The 17,897-nt window shown below is 47.3% G+C and carries 18 protein-coding genes; 5 read left to right on the plus strand and 13 right to left on the minus strand.

Annotated features, from left to right (window positions below; all coding sequences use genetic code 11):
• Window positions 1-7 precede the first annotated feature (7 nt).
• A complete protein-coding gene (locus tag P404_RS0106295) occupies window positions 8-640 on the plus strand; it encodes a DedA family protein (RefSeq protein WP_014971442.1) in 633 nt (210 codons plus the stop codon).
• 35 nt (window positions 641-675) lie between these two features.
• On the opposite strand, the gene P404_RS0106300 is transcribed toward P404_RS0106295, so the two are convergent.
• Together P404_RS0106300 and rho are read right to left on the minus strand one after the other, a co-directional pair.
• Window positions 676-921, minus strand: a complete 246-nt coding sequence (locus P404_RS0106300; protein ID WP_026830296.1) for a type B 50S ribosomal protein L31 — start codon at window positions 919-921, stop codon at window positions 676-678.
• 97 nt (window positions 922-1,018) lie between these two features.
• The gene (gene rho, locus P404_RS0106305; protein WP_014971443.1) at window positions 1,019-2,383 is read right to left on the minus strand and encodes a transcription termination factor Rho; all 1,365 of its coding nucleotides are present in this window, start codon (window positions 2,381-2,383) and stop codon (window positions 1,019-1,021) included.
• A gap of 361 nt (window positions 2,384-2,744) precedes the next feature.
• Here rho and P404_RS0106310 point away from each other — a divergent pair, with 361 nt between their 5' ends.
• The 3 genes from P404_RS0106310 to P404_RS18195 all read left to right on the plus strand — a co-directional run bounded on the left by P404_RS0106310 (window position 2,745) and on the right by P404_RS18195 (window position 6,111).
• Window positions 2,745-3,428, plus strand: coding sequence for a C40 family peptidase (locus P404_RS0106310; RefSeq protein WP_026830297.1), 684 nt, complete (start codon window positions 2,745-2,747; stop codon window positions 3,426-3,428).
• A gap of 68 nt (window positions 3,429-3,496) precedes the next feature.
• Window positions 3,497-4,267: an SDR family NAD(P)-dependent oxidoreductase gene (locus P404_RS0106315; RefSeq protein ID WP_026830298.1), complete on the plus strand. Its 771-nt coding sequence runs from the start codon at window positions 3,497-3,499 to the stop codon at window positions 4,265-4,267.
• Window positions 4,268-4,537: 270 nt separating this feature from the next.
• Window positions 4,538-6,111 (plus strand): IS3 family transposase gene (locus tag P404_RS18195; RefSeq protein ID WP_150111975.1). Its coding sequence is split into 2 segments (ribosomal slippage): window positions 4,538-5,192 and window positions 5,192-6,111, totalling 1,575 coding nucleotides; the frame shifts between segments, so codons are not numbered across the junction.
• A gap of 448 nt (window positions 6,112-6,559) precedes the next feature.
• Here P404_RS18195 and glpX read toward each other — a convergent pair.
• The 5 genes from glpX to P404_RS0106350 form a co-directional block, all read right to left on the minus strand.
• The gene (glpX, locus tag P404_RS0106330) at window positions 6,560-7,525 is read right to left on the minus strand and encodes a class II fructose-bisphosphatase (RefSeq protein ID WP_014971446.1); all 966 of its coding nucleotides are present in this window, start codon (window positions 7,523-7,525) and stop codon (window positions 6,560-6,562) included.
• Window positions 7,526-7,556: 31 nt separating this feature from the next.
• A complete protein-coding gene (gene murA, locus P404_RS0106335) occupies window positions 7,557-8,804 on the minus strand; it encodes a UDP-N-acetylglucosamine 1-carboxyvinyltransferase (RefSeq protein ID WP_014971447.1) in 1,248 nt (415 codons plus the stop codon).
• A gap of 27 nt (window positions 8,805-8,831) precedes the next feature.
• Complete coding sequence (gene fsa / locus P404_RS0106340; RefSeq protein WP_012371594.1) at window positions 8,832-9,479, minus strand: fructose-6-phosphate aldolase; 648 nt, start codon at window positions 9,477-9,479, stop codon at window positions 8,832-8,834.
• A 164-nt stretch (window positions 9,480-9,643) separates the two neighbouring features.
• Entirely contained in the window at window positions 9,644-10,498 is an 855-nt protein-coding gene (gene fba / locus P404_RS0106345) for a class II fructose-1,6-bisphosphate aldolase (RefSeq protein WP_014971448.1), read from the minus strand.
• A 132-nt stretch (window positions 10,499-10,630) separates the two neighbouring features.
• On the minus strand, window positions 10,631-11,005 hold the full coding sequence (locus P404_RS0106350) for a response regulator (RefSeq protein ID WP_014971449.1): 375 nt from the start codon (window positions 11,003-11,005) through the stop codon (window positions 10,631-10,633).
• 95 nt (window positions 11,006-11,100) lie between these two features.
• Between P404_RS0106350 and P404_RS0106355 the strand changes: the two genes are divergently transcribed.
• Window positions 11,101-11,610, plus strand: coding sequence for a DUF2529 family protein (locus P404_RS0106355; RefSeq protein WP_014971450.1), 510 nt, complete (start codon window positions 11,101-11,103; stop codon window positions 11,608-11,610).
• Window positions 11,611-11,740: 130 nt separating this feature from the next.
• Here the strand turns inward: P404_RS0106355 and P404_RS0106360 are convergent, their stop codons facing one another.
• The 6 genes from P404_RS0106360 to P404_RS0106385 form a co-directional block, all read right to left on the minus strand.
• The gene (locus P404_RS0106360; RefSeq protein ID WP_026830301.1) at window positions 11,741-13,063 is read right to left on the minus strand and encodes a PTS sugar transporter subunit IIC; all 1,323 of its coding nucleotides are present in this window, start codon (window positions 13,061-13,063) and stop codon (window positions 11,741-11,743) included.
• 12 nt (window positions 13,064-13,075) lie between these two features.
• Window positions 13,076-14,482 carry a glycoside hydrolase family 1 protein gene (locus P404_RS0106365; RefSeq protein ID WP_026830302.1) on the minus strand — a complete coding sequence of 469 codons (1,407 nt, stop codon included), beginning with the start codon at window positions 14,480-14,482 and terminating at the stop codon, window positions 13,076-13,078.
• A gap of 15 nt (window positions 14,483-14,497) precedes the next feature.
• Window positions 14,498-14,806 carry a PTS sugar transporter subunit IIB gene (locus P404_RS0106370; RefSeq protein WP_026830303.1) on the minus strand — a complete coding sequence of 103 codons (309 nt, stop codon included), beginning with the start codon at window positions 14,804-14,806 and terminating at the stop codon, window positions 14,498-14,500.
• Window positions 14,803-15,150 carry a PTS lactose/cellobiose transporter subunit IIA gene (locus P404_RS0106375; protein ID WP_026830304.1) on the minus strand — a complete coding sequence of 116 codons (348 nt, stop codon included), beginning with the start codon at window positions 15,148-15,150 and terminating at the stop codon, window positions 14,803-14,805. The genes P404_RS0106370 and P404_RS0106375 overlap by 4 nt, the downstream gene beginning before the upstream one ends.
• 152 nt (window positions 15,151-15,302) lie before the next feature.
• A complete protein-coding gene (locus P404_RS0106380; protein ID WP_026830305.1) occupies window positions 15,303-16,013 on the minus strand; it encodes a GntR family transcriptional regulator in 711 nt (236 codons plus the stop codon).
• Between the two features lie 210 nt (window positions 16,014-16,223).
• Window positions 16,224-17,819, minus strand: a complete 1,596-nt coding sequence (locus tag P404_RS0106385; protein ID WP_026830306.1) for a CTP synthase — start codon at window positions 17,817-17,819, stop codon at window positions 16,224-16,226.
• Between the last annotated feature and the right edge of the window lie 78 nt (window positions 17,820-17,897).

The raw sequence follows: 17,897 nt of genomic DNA on the forward strand, positions 1-17,897 counted from the left end.
TCATCACATGCTACATGAAGTCCTCCATCAATATGGAGCGTTCGGACTCGCCGTTCTACTCGCTGGTGGTATCGTTGGTTTACCTGTTCCTGATGAGACGTTACTCGTCATGTCTGGTTTTTGGATGCATCGCGGTGATTTACCTCTGATCGGAACGATTCTCGCAGCCTATGCCGGGAGTTGTATCGGTATGACGATCAGCTATTTGTTAGGTCTGAAACTTGGTATGCCGTTGCTGCACCGGGTTGCCCCTAAATTACGAATTTCCGAAAAACATATCTTTCAAGCAGAGGCCGGATTTTTACGTTATGGAAAATCCGTTTTGATCATCGGCTATTACATACCCGGATTACGTCAGCTGTCTGCTTTTTTCGCCGGTGTCTCGAAGATGCCGTTTCAAGTTTTCGCGACCTATGCCTACACAGGCGCCTTGATCTGGATCAGTCTCTTTTTAGGAGCTGGTTATTTTCTGGGTCGTCACTTTTCTTTCGGTTTGCTGGTTGCACATTTTGCGAACAACCCGGATATGTTGCCGTACCTCGTTGGGGCTGCTGGAGCAATCGGTCTGTCCTTTGTGCTTAAAACCTATCTCGCTTACCGTGCTCAATTCAGCCTATACAAAAACAGCCTGCTCCAGTGATGGAGACAGGCTGTTTTTGTATACAGAAGTCGCAATTACTTGCGGCCGTATTTTTTGTTGAAGCGATCGACACGACCGTCTGCAGCGTTGAACTTTTGACGACCAGTGTAGAATGGGTGCGAGTCCGAAGACACATCCACGCGGATGAGTGGGTACTCGTTTCCATCTTCCCAAGTGATTGTCTCGTTCGAAGAACGTGTAGAACCAGTCAAGAATTTGTACTCAGTAGTTGAATCCATAAACACAACTTTGTTGTATTTTGGGTGAATTCCTTGTTTCATGGTTGTTTTCTCTCCTTCCGCCCTGGTTCATTTGCTGAGCCAGAGTAAGTTACCTTCCTATACTAAACGATTTTTTGACGACCCGCAATACCTATTTTCATGTCGTTGTGTCTGTTTTCGTCACACGCGGTTTGACAGGTGCGCGTCGGACCGGTTTCTTCTTTTCTTTGTTCAGTTCCACAAAAAATTCTTCATTGTTTTTTGTGTCACGAATCTTCCGTAAGAAGCTGTCAACAAACTCGTTTGATTCGTTCATCGTCCGACGAATCGTCCACAAGGCATCGAGTTGATCTTGCGGTAACAACAACTCTTCTTTCCGTGTTCCGGATTTCCGAATATCGATGGCCGGGAAAATCCGACGCTCGGATAGTTTCCGGTCTAGATGAAGTTCCATGTTACCGGTCCCTTTAAACTCTTCATAGATGACATCATCCATGCGTGAGCCCGTCTCGACGAGCGCGGTCGCAAGAATCGTCAAACTGCCACCATGCTCAATGTTACGCGCGGCACCGAAAAAGCGTTTTGGTTTATGGAAAGCAGCAGGATCGATCCCACCTGATAACGTCCGACCGCTTTGCGGGACGGTTAAGTTATAGGCGCGCGTCAAACGTGTGATGGAGTCCATTAAGATGACGACGTCCTTTTTATGTTCCACAAGACGCATCGCTCGTTCAAGTACGAGCTCTGAAATCCGAACGTGATTATCCGGTGTTTCGTCAAACGTCGAACTGACGACGTCTGCTCCCGGTACGGACCGTTCGATGTCCGTCACTTCTTCCGGTCTTTCATCAATTAAAAGAACAATCAGCTCGACGTCCGGATGATTGACTTGAATCGAATTGGCGATTTCCTTCAATAGAGATGTCTTACCTGCCTTAGGCGGCGCGACAATCAATCCCCGTTGTCCGAATCCAACCGGCGCAATCATATCCATGACACGAACGGACAGATGACGTGGTTCAGTTTCGAGTCGCATCAGACGATCCGGATAGATCGGTGTCAATGCCGGGAAAAATAACCGATTTCGTGCCGTATCCGGTGCTTCTCCATTAACGGCTTCCACACTTAAAAGACCTTGGAACCGCTCATTTTCTTTTGGCGGACGAACTTTTCCGGTCACGACGTCTCCATTACGGAGGTTAAAACGGCGAATTTGTGAGGCGGCAATGTAGATGTCTTCAGAGGATTGCGAATAGTTGATAGGACGAAGGAAGCCGAAGCCACCATCATTTTGCATCTGTGGGTTACCGGGGATGACTTCTAATACCCCTTCGAGGAAATAAAGACCTGTCGATTCCGCTTGCGCTTTCAGAATCTTGAACATCAATTCACGTTTACGGGCTTCTCGGTACTGTGGCACATTTTTTGCTTTTGCGATTTCATATAAGTCTTTTAATGTCAGGTTACTCAATTGAGCAAGTGTATAGGAACGTTCTGGTTTGTCGGTTTTTTCAGTTGGCATATGCATTCACCTATTCTTCATATAAATTCAGTTGCAAAGATCTCGCTGTTTATTTTACAAGTGTAGCTTAATAATTTCTTCGTGCATTAAAGGTATCACATTTGCACCTCTTTCGTCGTGATTTAAAGAATGGGAATTTCTTCTTTGTAATATTCGAGCATATTATTGCAGTTATGTTACAAAAACGTCATGTTTTGTAGCGGAACTGAAAAAACGTTTTCATGTCTCCGCATGCTAAGATAATCGTGCAGAGAAAAACTTACACAGTTGTAAGGCAAACTGCTTAAACAAACACTTAATGAGATTGATCATATAACCCGGTTTTCAAAACTACTTTAAAATGACATGGAGGATTTCACATATGAAACGTTTTCTAGCATCGGTCGCGGCAGCAGCATTAGTGGTTTCAGGATTTGCATCAGTGGGAACAGGTAAAGTTGAGGCAGCTTCGACAGTAACGAAAGTCAAGATCACAGATAGCGGATTACGCGTTCGTACAGCTCCTTCTACAAAAGCAAGCATCGTCGGTAAAGTAAACGCAGGCCAATCATTTACATACAAAGGTAAATCAGGCAGCTGGACAAAAATTTCATACGGCGGAAAAACACGTTATGTGTCTACGCAGTACACGAAAACATACAAAGCTTCTACTGCAACAGCTAAAAAATCAACGACTTCTTCATCAACACGTACACGCCTTCTAAGCGAAGCTGCTAAACATAAAGGAACTCCTTATGTTTGGGGCGGAACAACGACTCGTGGATTTGACTGCTCTGGCTTCACAAGCTATGTCTATAAAAAAGCAACAGGTAAAACATTACCACGTACGTCTTCTTCACAATACGCATCGTCTAAAAAAGTCAGTGTTTCTAGCGTACAACCAGGAGATCTTGTCTTCTTCTCACACGGTAACGGCATCCAGCACGTCGGAATGGCAACAAACAAAACAAGTATGGTCAACTCGGAAACGGGTGGCGTTAAATACTCAAGCTTCAAATCAGGTTACTGGGGTTCACGCCTTGTCGGCGCGGGTTCATACCTATAATTCAAATGACCAAGCGGTTGAGCATCGGCTCAATCGCTTTTTTTCTACACAAAAAGGAGGATTTGATCATGAATGTATTGATTACCGGAGCTTCCGCCGGAATTGGGCGGGAACTGGCTTATCTCCACGCAAAACAAGGACACCACCTGTTACTTGTCGGACGAAACGTCGAACAGCTGTTTGAAACCAAACACTTCGTCGAACAACGCGGTGGTTCGGCAACAGTTTTTCCATATGACATTGGTCAAACACTTCACATCCAAGCCTTGTTACGTGCTACCGAACACCTCCAAATCGATATCTTGATCAACAATGCAGGATTTGGGCTTTACGGTGAATTTCTCGAAACGGATCTCTCGCGTGAATTGAACATGATCGATGTTAATATTCGTGCGCTGACGTATCTCACTAAAATGTTCGCCCAGCGGATGACAATACAAGGTGGAGGTCGCATCATTCAGATTGCTTCAACGTCCTCTTTTCATGGTGGTCCTTTGATGACTGTCTATTATGCGACAAAAGCCTACGTGCTCAGTTTTTCAGAGGCACTCGCCGAAGAACTCGCACCATACAACATCCAAGTGACAGCGGTTTGTCCCGGTGCAACCCATACCGACTTCGCCGCGACGGCCGATCTTGCGACGTCTGGTCTGTTCAAACGACCGGGTATCATGGACGCACCGACCGTTGCTCAGCTGTCGTTCACCGGGTATATGCAAGGAAAAACGCTTGTCATACCCGGTCGCAGCAATGCGATGTATGTCTTCATGACACGCTTTTTCACACGTCGTAAACTCGTCCAGATGACACATCAGCTACAAGCTCCGACAGATCGCTAATAGAGTTTCTTGCAACGAACGGTTCTGGTATCCATTAATCAAACAGGGTTGACTCAAAAAGAGATCACTCGTCTTTTCACGCCCTTTCCTCAGGCGAGACACAAGCCAGTTTTCCTGCCTTCATTCAGGCAGGAAACCGGGTCTTGTTTGTCTCTGGCAGCGCAAGCCTACTTGCGCTTTTTCCTGTAGGAGTTGCGTGAAGTGATATGCTCCCCAATAGGTAGACAGATGAAATAAACAATCTGTTTTTCTATTAGGGGGGTCTTTTTTATGACAAGAACTAAGCATTCCGTTGAACAAAAATTAGAGGCACTCCGAATGCTTGCATCCAATAAGTATACGGTCCAGGAAGTGTGTAAGACCCATCGGGTCTCTAGGAGTACGTTAGAGCGTTGGAAGGCACGGTTGCATTCAGGTGGAGTGGCTTCTTTCGAGGAATCTTCTTCATTGAAAATCTATACGAAAGAGCTAAAGCAAGCAGCTGTCCGTGATTATCTCGAACACGGGTTTACAGCGCTTGAAGTCCTCTCAAAATATCAAATTAGTAGCACATCTGTTTTTTATGGATGGATCAAAAAGTATACTAGTCATAGCGAATTAAAAGACTCTAGAAAAGAGGCGGTTAAAGCTATGACAAAAGGCAGACAGACAACTTTAGAGGAACGGATTGAAATAATCGAATATTGTCTCCAAAACGGACGAAACTACAAACAGACATCCGTGATATTTGATGTCGCCTATCATCAAGTCTATGGATGGATGAAAAAATATGATGTCGACGGTATGGAGGGGCTCGAAGATCGACGCGGGCGGACGAAGCAGGAGGAAGAGCTGACTGAGGCGGAACGATTAACGCGTCGTCTCCAGCAGATGGAACGGGAGATCGAACGTCTTCGTATTGAAAATCTGTTCCTAAAAAAGTTGAAGGAGATCGAGAGGAGGAATTAATCAGTCAGATTCGGCTACAACGACGATATGTCGCCATCTACGAACTAGCGATAGAAGAAGCATCATCCATCGTGTTACTCTGTGAAATCGCACAGGTCTCACGTGCCGCTTATTATAAATGGTTGAAACGCACCGTGTCGGTGCGTGACCGAGAGAACCAGACCCTCCTAGAGGATATCCGAGTACTGTACGATCAAGTGAGAGGGATCTACGGATACCGTCGGATCACGATGACAATCAATCGCCGCCGCCGAGAAGATAATCTTCCTGTCTACAACGAAAAACGGATCCATCGTTTGATGCGTATTCATGACATCAAGTCGATCATCCGACAGAAGCGAAAGGGTCATAAGAAATCTACACCACAACATACAGCAGAGAACTTGATGAATCGTGATTTTAGTGCTTCTAGGCGAGATGAAAAATGGTGTACGGATATCACCGAGTTCAAATATGGAGTTGGAAAAAAGGCCTATTTGAGTGCCATTATCGATTTGTATGACGGTTCCATTGTCTCCTATCGGATTGGAAAGTCCAACAACAGTATACTCGTCTTTCAGACGTTGATTCCAGCGATCACCCAACTCCCGCCAGGGGCAATTCCAATGATTCATAGCGATCGTGGCAATCAATATACATCACGAGGATTTAAGACAATGATTGAAGACGCAAATCTGACACATAGCATGTCCCGAGTGGGACGTTGTCTCGACAATGCCCCAATCGAGAGTTTTTGGGGTACGTTGAAGTCAGAGATGTATTATTTGCGTGATTTTCAAGCCTACGAAGAGCTGAAATCGTACATCGAAGCTTATATATATTTCTATAACAACGAGCGTTTCCAAAAACGATTAAACGGCTTGAGTCCTATTGAATTCAGGACAAAAGCCGCTTGAGTGAGTTTTAATTATTTACACTGTCTACTTGACGGGGAGCAGTTCAAAGCGAGTGATCCTTTTATAAACGTCATGAGGGTGGCAGATTATAATTCTGCCACCCTCATCTTTGTAGAGACTGACATTTGAGTCAACTCCATTTGTCTGTTCATGTTTCCCGTTCATGAAAGTTTAATGCGCAATCAATTCCCTTACTCTCTGTATGCAAAAAAGGGAGGCAGATTTTCGAATCACCAAAAATCTGCCTCCTTTGAGCAATGCATGATCGATTTAAAAGAATTACGTTTTTCACTCGACTCCTACGGGAAAAAGCGCGGTGTTCCGCGCTGTCAGAGACAAACAAGACCCGACTACTTGTCCAAGCGGACAAAGTAGGCACGGCTTGTGTCTCGTCCGAGGAAAGCGAGTGAAGAAAACGTAACTTCTTTCTGTAAGACTGTTATGCCAATTACTTAATAACGAGTTTTGGTTTTTTCTTGAACGAGTGAATTCCTTCTACAAAACGAACCGTTCCCGACTTCGCACGCATGACGACAGAATGTGTTTGACCGCCTTGGGCTGTAAACTGAACACCCTTCATCAACTCGCTGTCCGTAACGCCTGTTGCGGCAAAGATACAATCATCGCCCGTGACAAGATCATCCATCATCAGGATTTTCGACGGGTCTTCGATCCCCATCTTTTTGCATCGTGCGACTTCTGCTTCATCTGCCGGCAAGAGTCGTCCTTGGAGTTCTCCACCTAAACATTTCAACGCAACCGCTGCAAGTACACCTTCTGGTGCCCCACCTGAACCAAGCAAGATATCGATTCCCGTATGCGGAAAAGCCGTATTGATGGCTGCTGCGACGTCACCGTCACCAATCAGACGAATTCGTGCCCCTGTTGCACGGATTCGTTGAATCATTTCTTCATGACGTTCCCGGTCCAAAATCGAAACGACGACGTCTTCGATTTCTTTGTTTTTTGCTTTGGCGACAGCAGCGATGTTTTCTTCAATCGTCGCGTCCAAGCTGACGTGCCCTGCTGCTTCCGGTCCGACGGCAATTTTATCCATGTACATGTCCGGGGCATGTAACAAATCTCCGGCATCGGCTACGGCAAGAACCGCAAGTGCGCCCCATGTCCCTTTGGCGACGATGTTCGTCCCTTCGAGTGGATCGACGGCGACGTCAAGACGTGGTCCGTATCCATTTCCGAGTTTTTCCCCGATATAAAGCATCGGTGCCTCATCCATTTCCCCTTCGCCGATGACGACCGTCCCTTTCATCGGGATCGTATCAAACACATCACGCATGGCGCTTGTTGCTGCGTCATCCGCCTCGTTTTTCATGCCCTTCCCCATCCAGCGCGCAGAAGCAAGTGCTGCTGCTTCCGTCACCCGTACGAGTTCCATTGATAAACTTCTTTCCATGTGTATAATCCCCTCTCCCTAGCTGAAGATCTTAAACCGTTTCACGCCATACAAGAGCCCCTAGTTCTTTTAACTTCTCGACGAATCGTTCATAACTTTGATCGAGTATTTCCGCATGATGCAACAGGGTTTCGCCTGAAGCAAGCATTCCACTTAAAACGAGTGCTGCTCCACCACGCGGATCATGTGCTTCGATCTCGGTTCCGCGCAAGGCTTCACCACCACGAATGATGATGGACGCGTCTTCATGGGTGATGCGTGCGTTGAGTCGCCGCATTTCCTGAACATGCCGGAACCGTTGTGGATACAGTTTATCGACGACGACACTCGCTCCTTTCGGTTTGAGCAAGGCAGCCGAGATGATCGGTTGAAGATCACTCGGGAAACCACCGTAATGAAACACACGAATGTCGATCGGCTTCGCCATATCGACGGAAGCCGTGACTGAATCGTCAGCAATGTCGATTTTCGCACCAAACCGTTCCAGCTTTTGAATGATACTTTCAAGGTGTAACGGAATGACGTTGTCGACCGTCACTCGACCAAGGACAGCGCCCATCGCCAGGAACGTCCCGGCTTCCATCCGGTCCGGAATCAACGTATGCCGACATCCTTGAAGCGTCTTGATTCCTTTGATTCGAATCTCATCGGTCCCTGCACCTTTGACACTCGCACCCATGTTCGTCAACATCGTACTGACATCGACGACTTCTGGATCACATGCCGCGTTTTCGATGACGGTCGTCCCTTCCGCCATGACAGCGACAAGTAACGCACTGATGGTTGCACCGAAGGAAGGAAGATCCAAATAAACCCGGTTCCCCTTCAACTCTTCGACATGCATGTAGTAAACCCCTTGTTCGTTTCGCATCGAGACCCCTAACCGTTCCAGTGCCTTGATGTGTAAATCAATCGGTCGAGGACCGATGGCATAACCACCGGGCAGACCAACGACCCCCTGTTTGAACCGTGCCGCAAGAACGCTCATCAGGTAAATCGATCCACGTAATTTTCGTGTATCCGTCCCTGTAAGTGGCATCGGCTCGACATGACTCGGGTCAATCGTCACCATATCGCCTTGACGTGTCACGACAGCTCCAAGCATCTCAATGATCTGGATCATCGTCGCGACGTCGCCAATGTCCGGCACCCCCTCAAGAATAACCTGTTGGTCGGTCAGTAATGCTGCCGCGAGACACGGAATCGCACTCTGTTTCGATCCACTGATCATGACGGTCCCTTCAAGACGTTGTTGTCCTACGATATGCAAAATGTCCACATTCCATCAACCTTTCTGTACAATCTGTTATTGCTGCGCTTTTTCCCAGTCAGCAAGGAATCGCTCGATGCCTTGGGTCGTCAGCGGATGTTGCGTCAGTGATTCGATGACATTCAGCGGAATCGTCGCGATGTCAGCACCAGCGAGGGCTGCATTCGTGACGTGAACTGGATTACGGACAGACGCCGCAATGATTTGTGTCGGAATGTCATGGATGACGAAGATTTGGGCAATCGTCTCGACGAGTCCCATACCATCTTGACCGATATCATCCAAACGTCCGAGGAACGGTGATACGTATGTCGCCCCAGCACGTGCTGCGAGCAAGGCCTGGTTCGGATTGAAGATCAATGTGACGTTCGTCGTGATGTTTTCTTTTGAAAGTGCTGCGACAGCTTCTAGACCAGCTGGTGTCATCGGAACCTTTACAGTAATGTTCGGTGCAATCTGGGCGAGTTCCTTCCCTTCCCGAATCATTCCTTCTGCATCCAGTGCGATGACTTCAGCACTGACGGAAACATCTCCGACGATCTCACAAATCTCGCGTAGTCGGGTATGGAAATCGACGCCTTCTTTCGCGACGAGTGACGGATTCGTCGTGACCCCGTCTAAAATCCCCATTTTATGTGCTTTTTTAATGTCCTCTACGTTGGCTGTGTCGATAAAAAATCTCATTTTTCTCTTTCCCCTTTCATCCCTAAAGATATCCCTTGAAAACGCTTACTCTTCCATTATAAATTTTTTCAACGAGAAGTCCTAACGTTTTCCGAAACATTCTGGTGATTTGGATGAAAAAAAGCACGATAGACGAGTGTCTACCGTGCTTTGGACATACAAAATTAAGCTTTGTTGCTTGAACCAAACTCACGCATCTTACCGATGACTGTTTGTTTGATTGCTTCGCGACCTGGTGCGATGAATACACGTGGGTCATATGCTTCTGGTTTTTCAGCCAAGACTTCACGAACTACTTTCGCGAATGTGATTTGGTTCTCTGTGTTGACGTTGATTTTCGAAGTACCAAGCGAAATCGCTTTTTCGATATCATGTGTCGGGATTCCTGTTCCACCGTGAAGAACGAGTGGAAGGTCTGTTGCGTTACGGATTTCTTCCATTTCAGCGAAACCAAGGTTTGGTTCACCTTTGTATGGTCCGTGGACAGAACCGAGTGCAGGAGCAAGCGTGTCGATTCCAGTTTCTTTGACGATACGAACACATTCGTCAAGTTTCGCGTACATGACATCACCAACGACGTCATCTTCTTGTCCGCCAACTGTACCAACTTCTGCTTCAACTGAAACACCTTTAGAATGAGCATACTCAACAACAGCTTTTGTTGTTTCGATGTTCGTGTCGATCGGGCTATGTGAATCGTCGATCATTACAGATGTAAATCCAGCATCGATTGCTTCTTTACATTTTTCAATGCTAGAACCGTGGTCGAGGTGGATTGCAACAGGAACTGTTACTTTCATGTCATGAACGAGACCTTCTACCATTTTAACAACTGTGTAGAATCCGCCCATATGACGTGCTGCACCTTCAGATACTCCAAGAATGACTGGTGACTGCTCTTCTTGAGCCGCACCGAGTACTGCTTGAGTCCACTCGAGGTTGTTGATGTTGAATTGACCTACTGCGTACTTACCTTCGAGAGCTTTGTTTAACATGTCTGTCATAGATACTAATGGCATAATGACATCCTCCTCTGTTTTGATCGCTGCTTACACGTAGACGTGCATTTTCAGACTGATTATAACACACTGATTCGCTTGAACGTACAGCATTTCACTCCGAATTTAGGATTGTGACGACGACGTGAAGGATTAACCGCTTACATCGCTCGAAATTTGCACAGTCACTTCTTTTTTTAATTCAAAGATGTCAAACGGCTTTCCGAAGAAGGCGACGACACCCAGTCGTTTCGCTTCTTCCATCGCCTCTTTTTCCCCGAGGGCTGTCATCAAAATCGTCCGAACCCGTCGTCCGACCTCATCTTGATGACGCAAGACTTCCAGACCGGTCCGTCCCGGCATATTGACATCCATCAATAATAAATCGTAATCTGCCTTTTTCAGTCGTTCAATCGTTTCCAAGCCATCAACGGCAACGTCAGTCGTATAGCCTTGCGCGCGAAACAATTGCGCCAATAAATTGCGAATCCCCGGTTCATCTTCCGCGATCAGTAATCTCCCTTTCATCTCCCACACTCCTCCTCTAGTTATTTCCATTCTACATGAAAGCAAAACTTGCTTTATACTATCCTTGAGAGAAATTTAGAAAGGATGTTCTTTTTATGATGAAAATATTAGCGACGCAATTCAACGGAAAATTACAAACGCTTACAAAACAGGAAGACGAATTATTTGACGTCGTCCGTCTGCTCGCCCAAGCACTTGTCGGGCAAGGGAAAGTCTATCTTGATGCCTACGGTGAATTCGAAGGGCTCTATCCGATGCTGTCCGATGGTCCGGATCAAATGAAACGGGTCACGAAGATCAAGGATCATAAAACGTTACATGCCGTCGACCGTGTCTTGATCTTCACACCGGACACAGAACGCTCCGACCTGCTTGCGTCTCTCGCCCGTTATGATGCGTGGCATACCCCCTACTCCATCATTACGCTTGGTGACGTGACGGAGACACTCGAACGTTCCATCGCGCCGCTTGCCCTTAAATTCAACAAAGGACTGCTTCCGGCTGAAGACGGCTCCCGTCACGGTTTACCGAGTCTCGCCTTAGGTGCGTTCCTGTTGACGCACATCTTGACGCAGTTACAGGAGATGACGGAAGAGTGGGAATGACTCTTTTCTTCTATAATAATTAGTAATACAACAACCTCGACTCCACCGCCTTCAACCAAAAACCGAGTGACTTCCCTCCACATGAGAGAAATCACTCGGTTTTGTTTTGAATCGATAGCTCTTTTGACGATTAAGCTGACGCTTGATCTTCTTGTGCTTTTACTTCTTCCCCATACGAAAGCTGATCTTGCATCCGGACGAACGGCAGGTAAATCGCAACCGACATGGCAATCGTCGCAATCTGTAAGAGTGCCGCGCGCCATCCGCCGATCAAGAAACCGGAGATGATCGGTGGTGTCGTCCACGGGACCTGCAAGGCATTAAACGGTTCGACCCAGCCCCACAGAATCGTGAAGTAGACCATGAACGAAGCAATTGCAGGAACGATGACGAACGGGATGAACATGATCGGATTGAAGACGATCGGCATTCCGAAGATGACCGGTTCGTTGATGTTAAACAGACTAGGTGCAAGCGACAGTTTACCCAGCTGCTTCAAGTGCGCCGACCGGGCAACCATCAACGTTGCGATGATGAAACCGATCGTGATTCCGGTTCCGCCGAGTTTTGTAAAGACATCAAGGAATTGAATCGTGACGATGTTCGCATTCCCACCGACGACAAGTTCCTTCCCTGAGTCGATGATTGCTTGGTTTTGCAGTGCGTTGGCTGTCAACAGTGGTCCCATGATGCCCATGATGATCGCAGCACCATGAATCCCGCACCACCACATGACGGACATGAGGACCATGATGAGGACAGCGCCAGCCAGCGTATCGGTCAAGTTTTGAATCGGCGCTTGGAGAACGTCATAGATGACTTCCGTGAATGTCCGGTCCGCAAAGGCTTGGAACACGGCGAACGTCACGACAGACAGCGTGATGACGGCTAATCCCGGTACGAGTGCCGAAAATGAGTTCGCAACACCTGGTGGAACACCAGCCGGCATCTTGATGCTGATACCGCGTTTGATGAACTGCGAATAGATGAAGCCGACGACTAAGCCGACGACGATCGACGCCATGACCCCTTGTCCACCCGTCCAGACTTTCGGGATGACGCCTTTGACGACCTCTCCGGATTCCGATAGGACGGAAGCTTGTGTAATGATCAAAAACGAGATGATCCCAAGGATGCCAGCCGGTACCCCTTCGATTTTTTCATTTTTGACGTAGGAATAGGCAATGCCGAAGACCCCAATCAAGGCGAGAATATCAAACGTCGCTCCGACGACTTGCGTCAGTGGTAACGTCCAGTCGGCTCCAAAGAGACCTGACATGAACTTCTCCCACCCTGGAATCGGTAAGGCTAAGATCAGTAGAAATAACGAACCGATGATCGTCATCGGCATCGTCAAGATGAATCCATCTTTAATGGCGAGAACAGGCTTGGCATTCGCAAAACGGGCAAATGCCGGTGTAACTTTTTCGAATACGGTTTCTAGGCGACTCATTCGGAAACCTCCTTACAGGTCTTCAGCGCGCGTGGCGATGATCTCTTGATACCAATAGAACGACTGTTTCTTTTTACGGGCAAGACCGTTCGCATGGTCGACATAGATGAAACCGTACTGTTTTTTGTAACCATTGAGCCAGCTGAGGAGATCGATGACGGACCACGCATAATAACCGGAGACGTTGATGCCTTCCTGGACCGCATGTTTAACGGCACGTAGGTGGCTTTCAATGTACTCGATTCGTGGTGTATCCTGGATTTCTTCGCCGACGATCGGATCGACATCACCAAGACCGTTTTCTGTAATGTAGATTTTGACATCACCATAACGGGCTTTGAGCATCCGCATGCCTTCGAGGAACGCATCCGGTGCAATCTCCCAGCCCCACTTCGTATAGACTTTATCGTCCATCAAGACCGTCTTGTAGACACCATCAAACGATGGATTCCCCGGACGTCCCGTCGAATTCTCACGACCACCCGCCATGACGAGTGCTGTATCGTTTTTCATGACACGTTGGGGACAATAGTAATTGAGACCAATGAAGTCGTTCATCGGAGCCGTTCGTTTGAGCAAATCAAGTTCGTCTTCCGTCCAGTCCGGCAGGAGACCTTGTCGTTCGAGCTGCGTAACGACATATTCCGGATACGTCCCTTTTAAGATCGGGTCATAAAACCAGTGTGTCGCAAATTCGTTCGCATGCATCTCGGCAAATTTGTTGTCCGCCTCATCATCGATGCTGAATGCCGGGTTAAAGACGTGTGTGATGCCGATTTCACCTTCATACTTCGCTTTTTTGAACAGTTCAACCGAACGGGCATGGGCGACGAACACGTTGTGGGTCGTCTGGAAGTAGGCTTTTGCATCCCCTTCGATTCCTGGTGGATGAGCACCTGACAAGTAGCCGAGCGAACAGAAGATGACGGTCTCATTAAACGTGATCCAGTTGCGGACCCGGTCGCCAAACGCTTCGAAACACGTTTCTGCAAAACGGACGAAGGCGTCGACTGTCGCCTGACTTCGCCAGCCTCCTTGTTCTTCGAGTACTTGTGGAAGATCCCAGTGGTAGAGTGTGACGAACGGAATGATGTTGTGTTTTAAACACTCGTCGATGACGTTGTTGTAAAATTCAAGACCTTTCTGATTCACTTCACCTGTCCCGTTCGGAAAGATACGTGGCCATGAGATGGAGAAGCGATATGATTCAAGCCCCATCTCCGCCATCAGCCCGATATCTTCTTTATACCGGTGATAATGGTCGATCGCGACATCACCGTTTGTATCTTCAAACGTTTTTCCCGGAATTTTCGAGAAGACGTCCCAGTTCGAGACGCCCTTCCCGTCCTCATTCCATGCACCCTCGACTTGATAAGAAGCGGAAGCCGCACCGAACAAGAAATTTTTAGGCATTTTCAAAGTCGTCACCCCGTTTTATTTATTTGCGAGCTTCAGTGCGTGGTCGAGTACTTTCGTTCCGTTCATCATGCCGTAATCCATCGTGTTGATGACATCGATCGGAACACCCTTTGGTTCACAGATCTGTTTGCCTTTTGCAAGTAAGTATTTGACTTGTGGTCCGAGCAGCGCGACATCCAAGTTGTCGACGTACGTTTCCATTTCCGATTCCGGGTAGGCTGCAATTTCCGTTTCAAGACCGCGTTCAGCGGCAACCGCTTTCATTTTTTCCACTAACATACTCGTTGACATACCTGCCGCACAGAAAAGTCCGATTTTCATCATTTTTGATCCATTCCCTTCAATTGGTTGATTTCGTTTTGCATGTTCATCATGTATCCAAGCAATTCCTTAACAAGAATCGTATTCATCAAATGGTCTTGCGCATGTACCATCAGGACACCGACTGTCGCCGTTTTCCCCTGTGCTTCGAGTGTGACGAATTTGGTTTGGATGCTGTGCGCTTCTTTTAACGTCGCATCGCCTGCCTTGACGGCCGCATCCGCTTCCTCGACCTTACCTTCTTGCATTAACAGGATGGCCTGGTGATAACTTGCTTTGGCGTCACCCGAGAGGGCAATCAAACCAAAGATATCTTCTGGTGTAATTTCAATCGTTTCAGAAACCATAATCTCTCTCCTTTTTTGTATGGATAACTAAAATTCATAGGTACAAATTCCATGAGTTGATAATAGCATGCACGAAAACGGATGTAAACCCTTTCTTCTTAACGAAAATGTGAACAAAAAAAACGCAGGTGAGAGAATCCTCCCGCCTGCGTTCAAGATTTAATATTCGAGACTTTCAACATCTTGACGTGCCGGAAATGATGGGTCGCCCGCGAGACGTCAAAGATTTGACCGTTCGTCAGATAAACCGTATTATCGACGAGCAACGCCGGATCGTTTTCTTTTAACTCGAGTAAAACCGCATCTTCCGCATTCAAAAAGTCCGCATAGATGACACGATCGGCAAAGCCGATCGCAAGCTTCTGGTCATTACGTAAATAGTTGTAAATTGACTTTTGAATGATGTTCTCATCCAGATAGACGACAAGATTTTTACGGAAGTACGAATCCTCGACCGAAAACGGATGATCGTCGACCAACCGTAGACGCTTGACGTAATAGACAGGCGTTCCGACCGGACACTTCATGCGTTCCGCCACTTCTTCATTTGCCGTCGTCTGCTCAAATGCAAGCGCACGGGTCTCGACCTTACGACCACTGAAGTCACTCGTCAATCCTTGTAGCTTCTCCAGATTGACGTAATCACTGTTATAGTGGTCACGGACAAAGACACCACTGCCCTGCACTTGATACACATACCCTTTGTTGACAAGAATTTCGATTGCCTTTCGTACGGTGTTCCGACTGATCTCATATTTCGTTGCGTACTCATCTTCTGTTAGCAACTTGTTTGTATGTTGATAGACGTGATTTATGATATCCGCCTCGATTTGTTCTGCCACTTGTTTATACTTAGGAGCCATCAAGATCTACACCTTCCACGAAAAATTTGTAGGAATGAATTCGCTATCATTATAGCAGATAAGTTTTTAAAACGTCTTTGAATTCTACAATCCTTGAAGAGACAGCATTTTGTACCTGCTTTATTCTGCATTCGTCACTTCTATCAATCAAACAGACAAAAAAACCCATCTCCACACGGGAGACGGGTTTTCGATTCCAATCACTGACGTTTACTCGCCAAGTGATGCTTGGATGAAGTCATGGAACAAGGCTTGCGGACGTTCCGGACGTGAAATCAATTCCGGGTGGAACTGACACGCGACGAACCATTTATGTTCTGGAATCTCGATGATCTCAACGAGACGGCCGTCCGGGCTCGTACCGGAGAAAATCATCCCGTTCGCTTCAAACTGTTCACGGAACTCATTGCCGAACTCATAACGGTGACGGTGACGTTCATACACGAGTTCACTTGAGTACGCCGCACGCGCTTTTGAACCTTCTTCGAGCTTACATGGGTAAAGTCCAAGACGAAGTGTTCCGCCGAGATCTTCGATGTCTTTTTGTTCCGGCAGTAAATCGATGATCGGGTACGGTGTCGCCGGATCAATTTCTGCTGAGTGTGCCCCTTCTAAGTTCAAGACGTTACGCGCGAATTCAACCGTCGCCAGTTGCATACCAAGACAGATTCCGAAGAACGGTACATTGTTTTCACGGGCGAAACGTGTTGCTTCGATTTTCCCTTCGATGCCACGTTCTCCGAATCCGCCTGGAACGAGAATTCCGTTTGCTGAACCAAGTAATTCCTGAACGTTGTCACGTGTGACATCTTCTGCATTGATCCAGTCGATTTCGATGTCGCTGTTGAAGGCGAATCCGGCATGTTTCAAAGCTTCTGCAACCGAGATGTACGCATCACGGAGTTCGACGTACTTCCCGACGAGTGCGATTTTCGTTTTCTTCTCGAGGTGTGTCACGGTATGGACCAGTTGTTTCCACGCCGTCATATCGGCTGCCGGCGTATCGAACTTGAAGTAATCACAAACAAGTTGATCCATGCCTTGACGTTGCAAGTTGAGCGGCACCTCATACAGTGTCGACGCATCCTTCGCTTCGATGACCGCTTCCGGACGTGTGTCACAGAAGAGGGCAATTTTATCTTTCATCTCTTGCGGTACATCATGCTCGGCACGCAAAACGATGATATCCGGCTGAATCCCGTAGCTGCGGAGTTCTTTGACACTGTGTTGCGTCGGTTTCGTCTTCAGCTCGCCTGCAGCTGCCAGATACGGAACGAGCGTACAGTGAACGTACATGACGTTCTCTTTCCCGATATCGTTCTTCACCTGACGAATGGCTTCGATGAACGGAAGCGATTCGATATCCCCTACTGTTCCACCAATCTCTGTGATGACGACGTCAGCGCCTGTCTCTTTCCCGGCACGGAAAACACGATCCTTGATCTCATTCGTGATGTGCGGAATGACTTGAACCGTTCCCCCGTTGTAATCGCCACGACGCTCTTTTTTGAGGACTGTCGAGTAAATCCGTCCAGACGTGACGTTTGCATTCTGACTGAGGTTGATATCGATGAACCGTTCGTAGTGACCAAGGTCAAGGTCGGTTTCAGCACCATCATCCGTCACGAATACTTCACCGTGTTGATACGGGCTCATCGTCCCCGGATCGATGTTGATGTACGGGTCGAATTTTTGGATTGTGACGTTGAGGCCACGATTTTTTAGAAGACGGGCAAGTGATGCGGCCGTGATCCCTTTACCAAGTGAAGATACTACCCCACCGGTTACGAAAATATACTTTGTCATGATTAATTGCTCCCTTCTCGAGTCCAAAATTCTGTCAGAGGTCGGTTAAAAATAAAAAAGCAAAAGTGCCCCCATTCA

It is taken from the genome of Exiguobacterium antarcticum DSM 14480 (genome assembly GCF_000685865.1).
GTDB classification, from domain to species: Bacteria; Bacillota; Bacilli; order Exiguobacteriales; family Exiguobacteriaceae; genus Exiguobacterium_A; species Exiguobacterium_A antarcticum.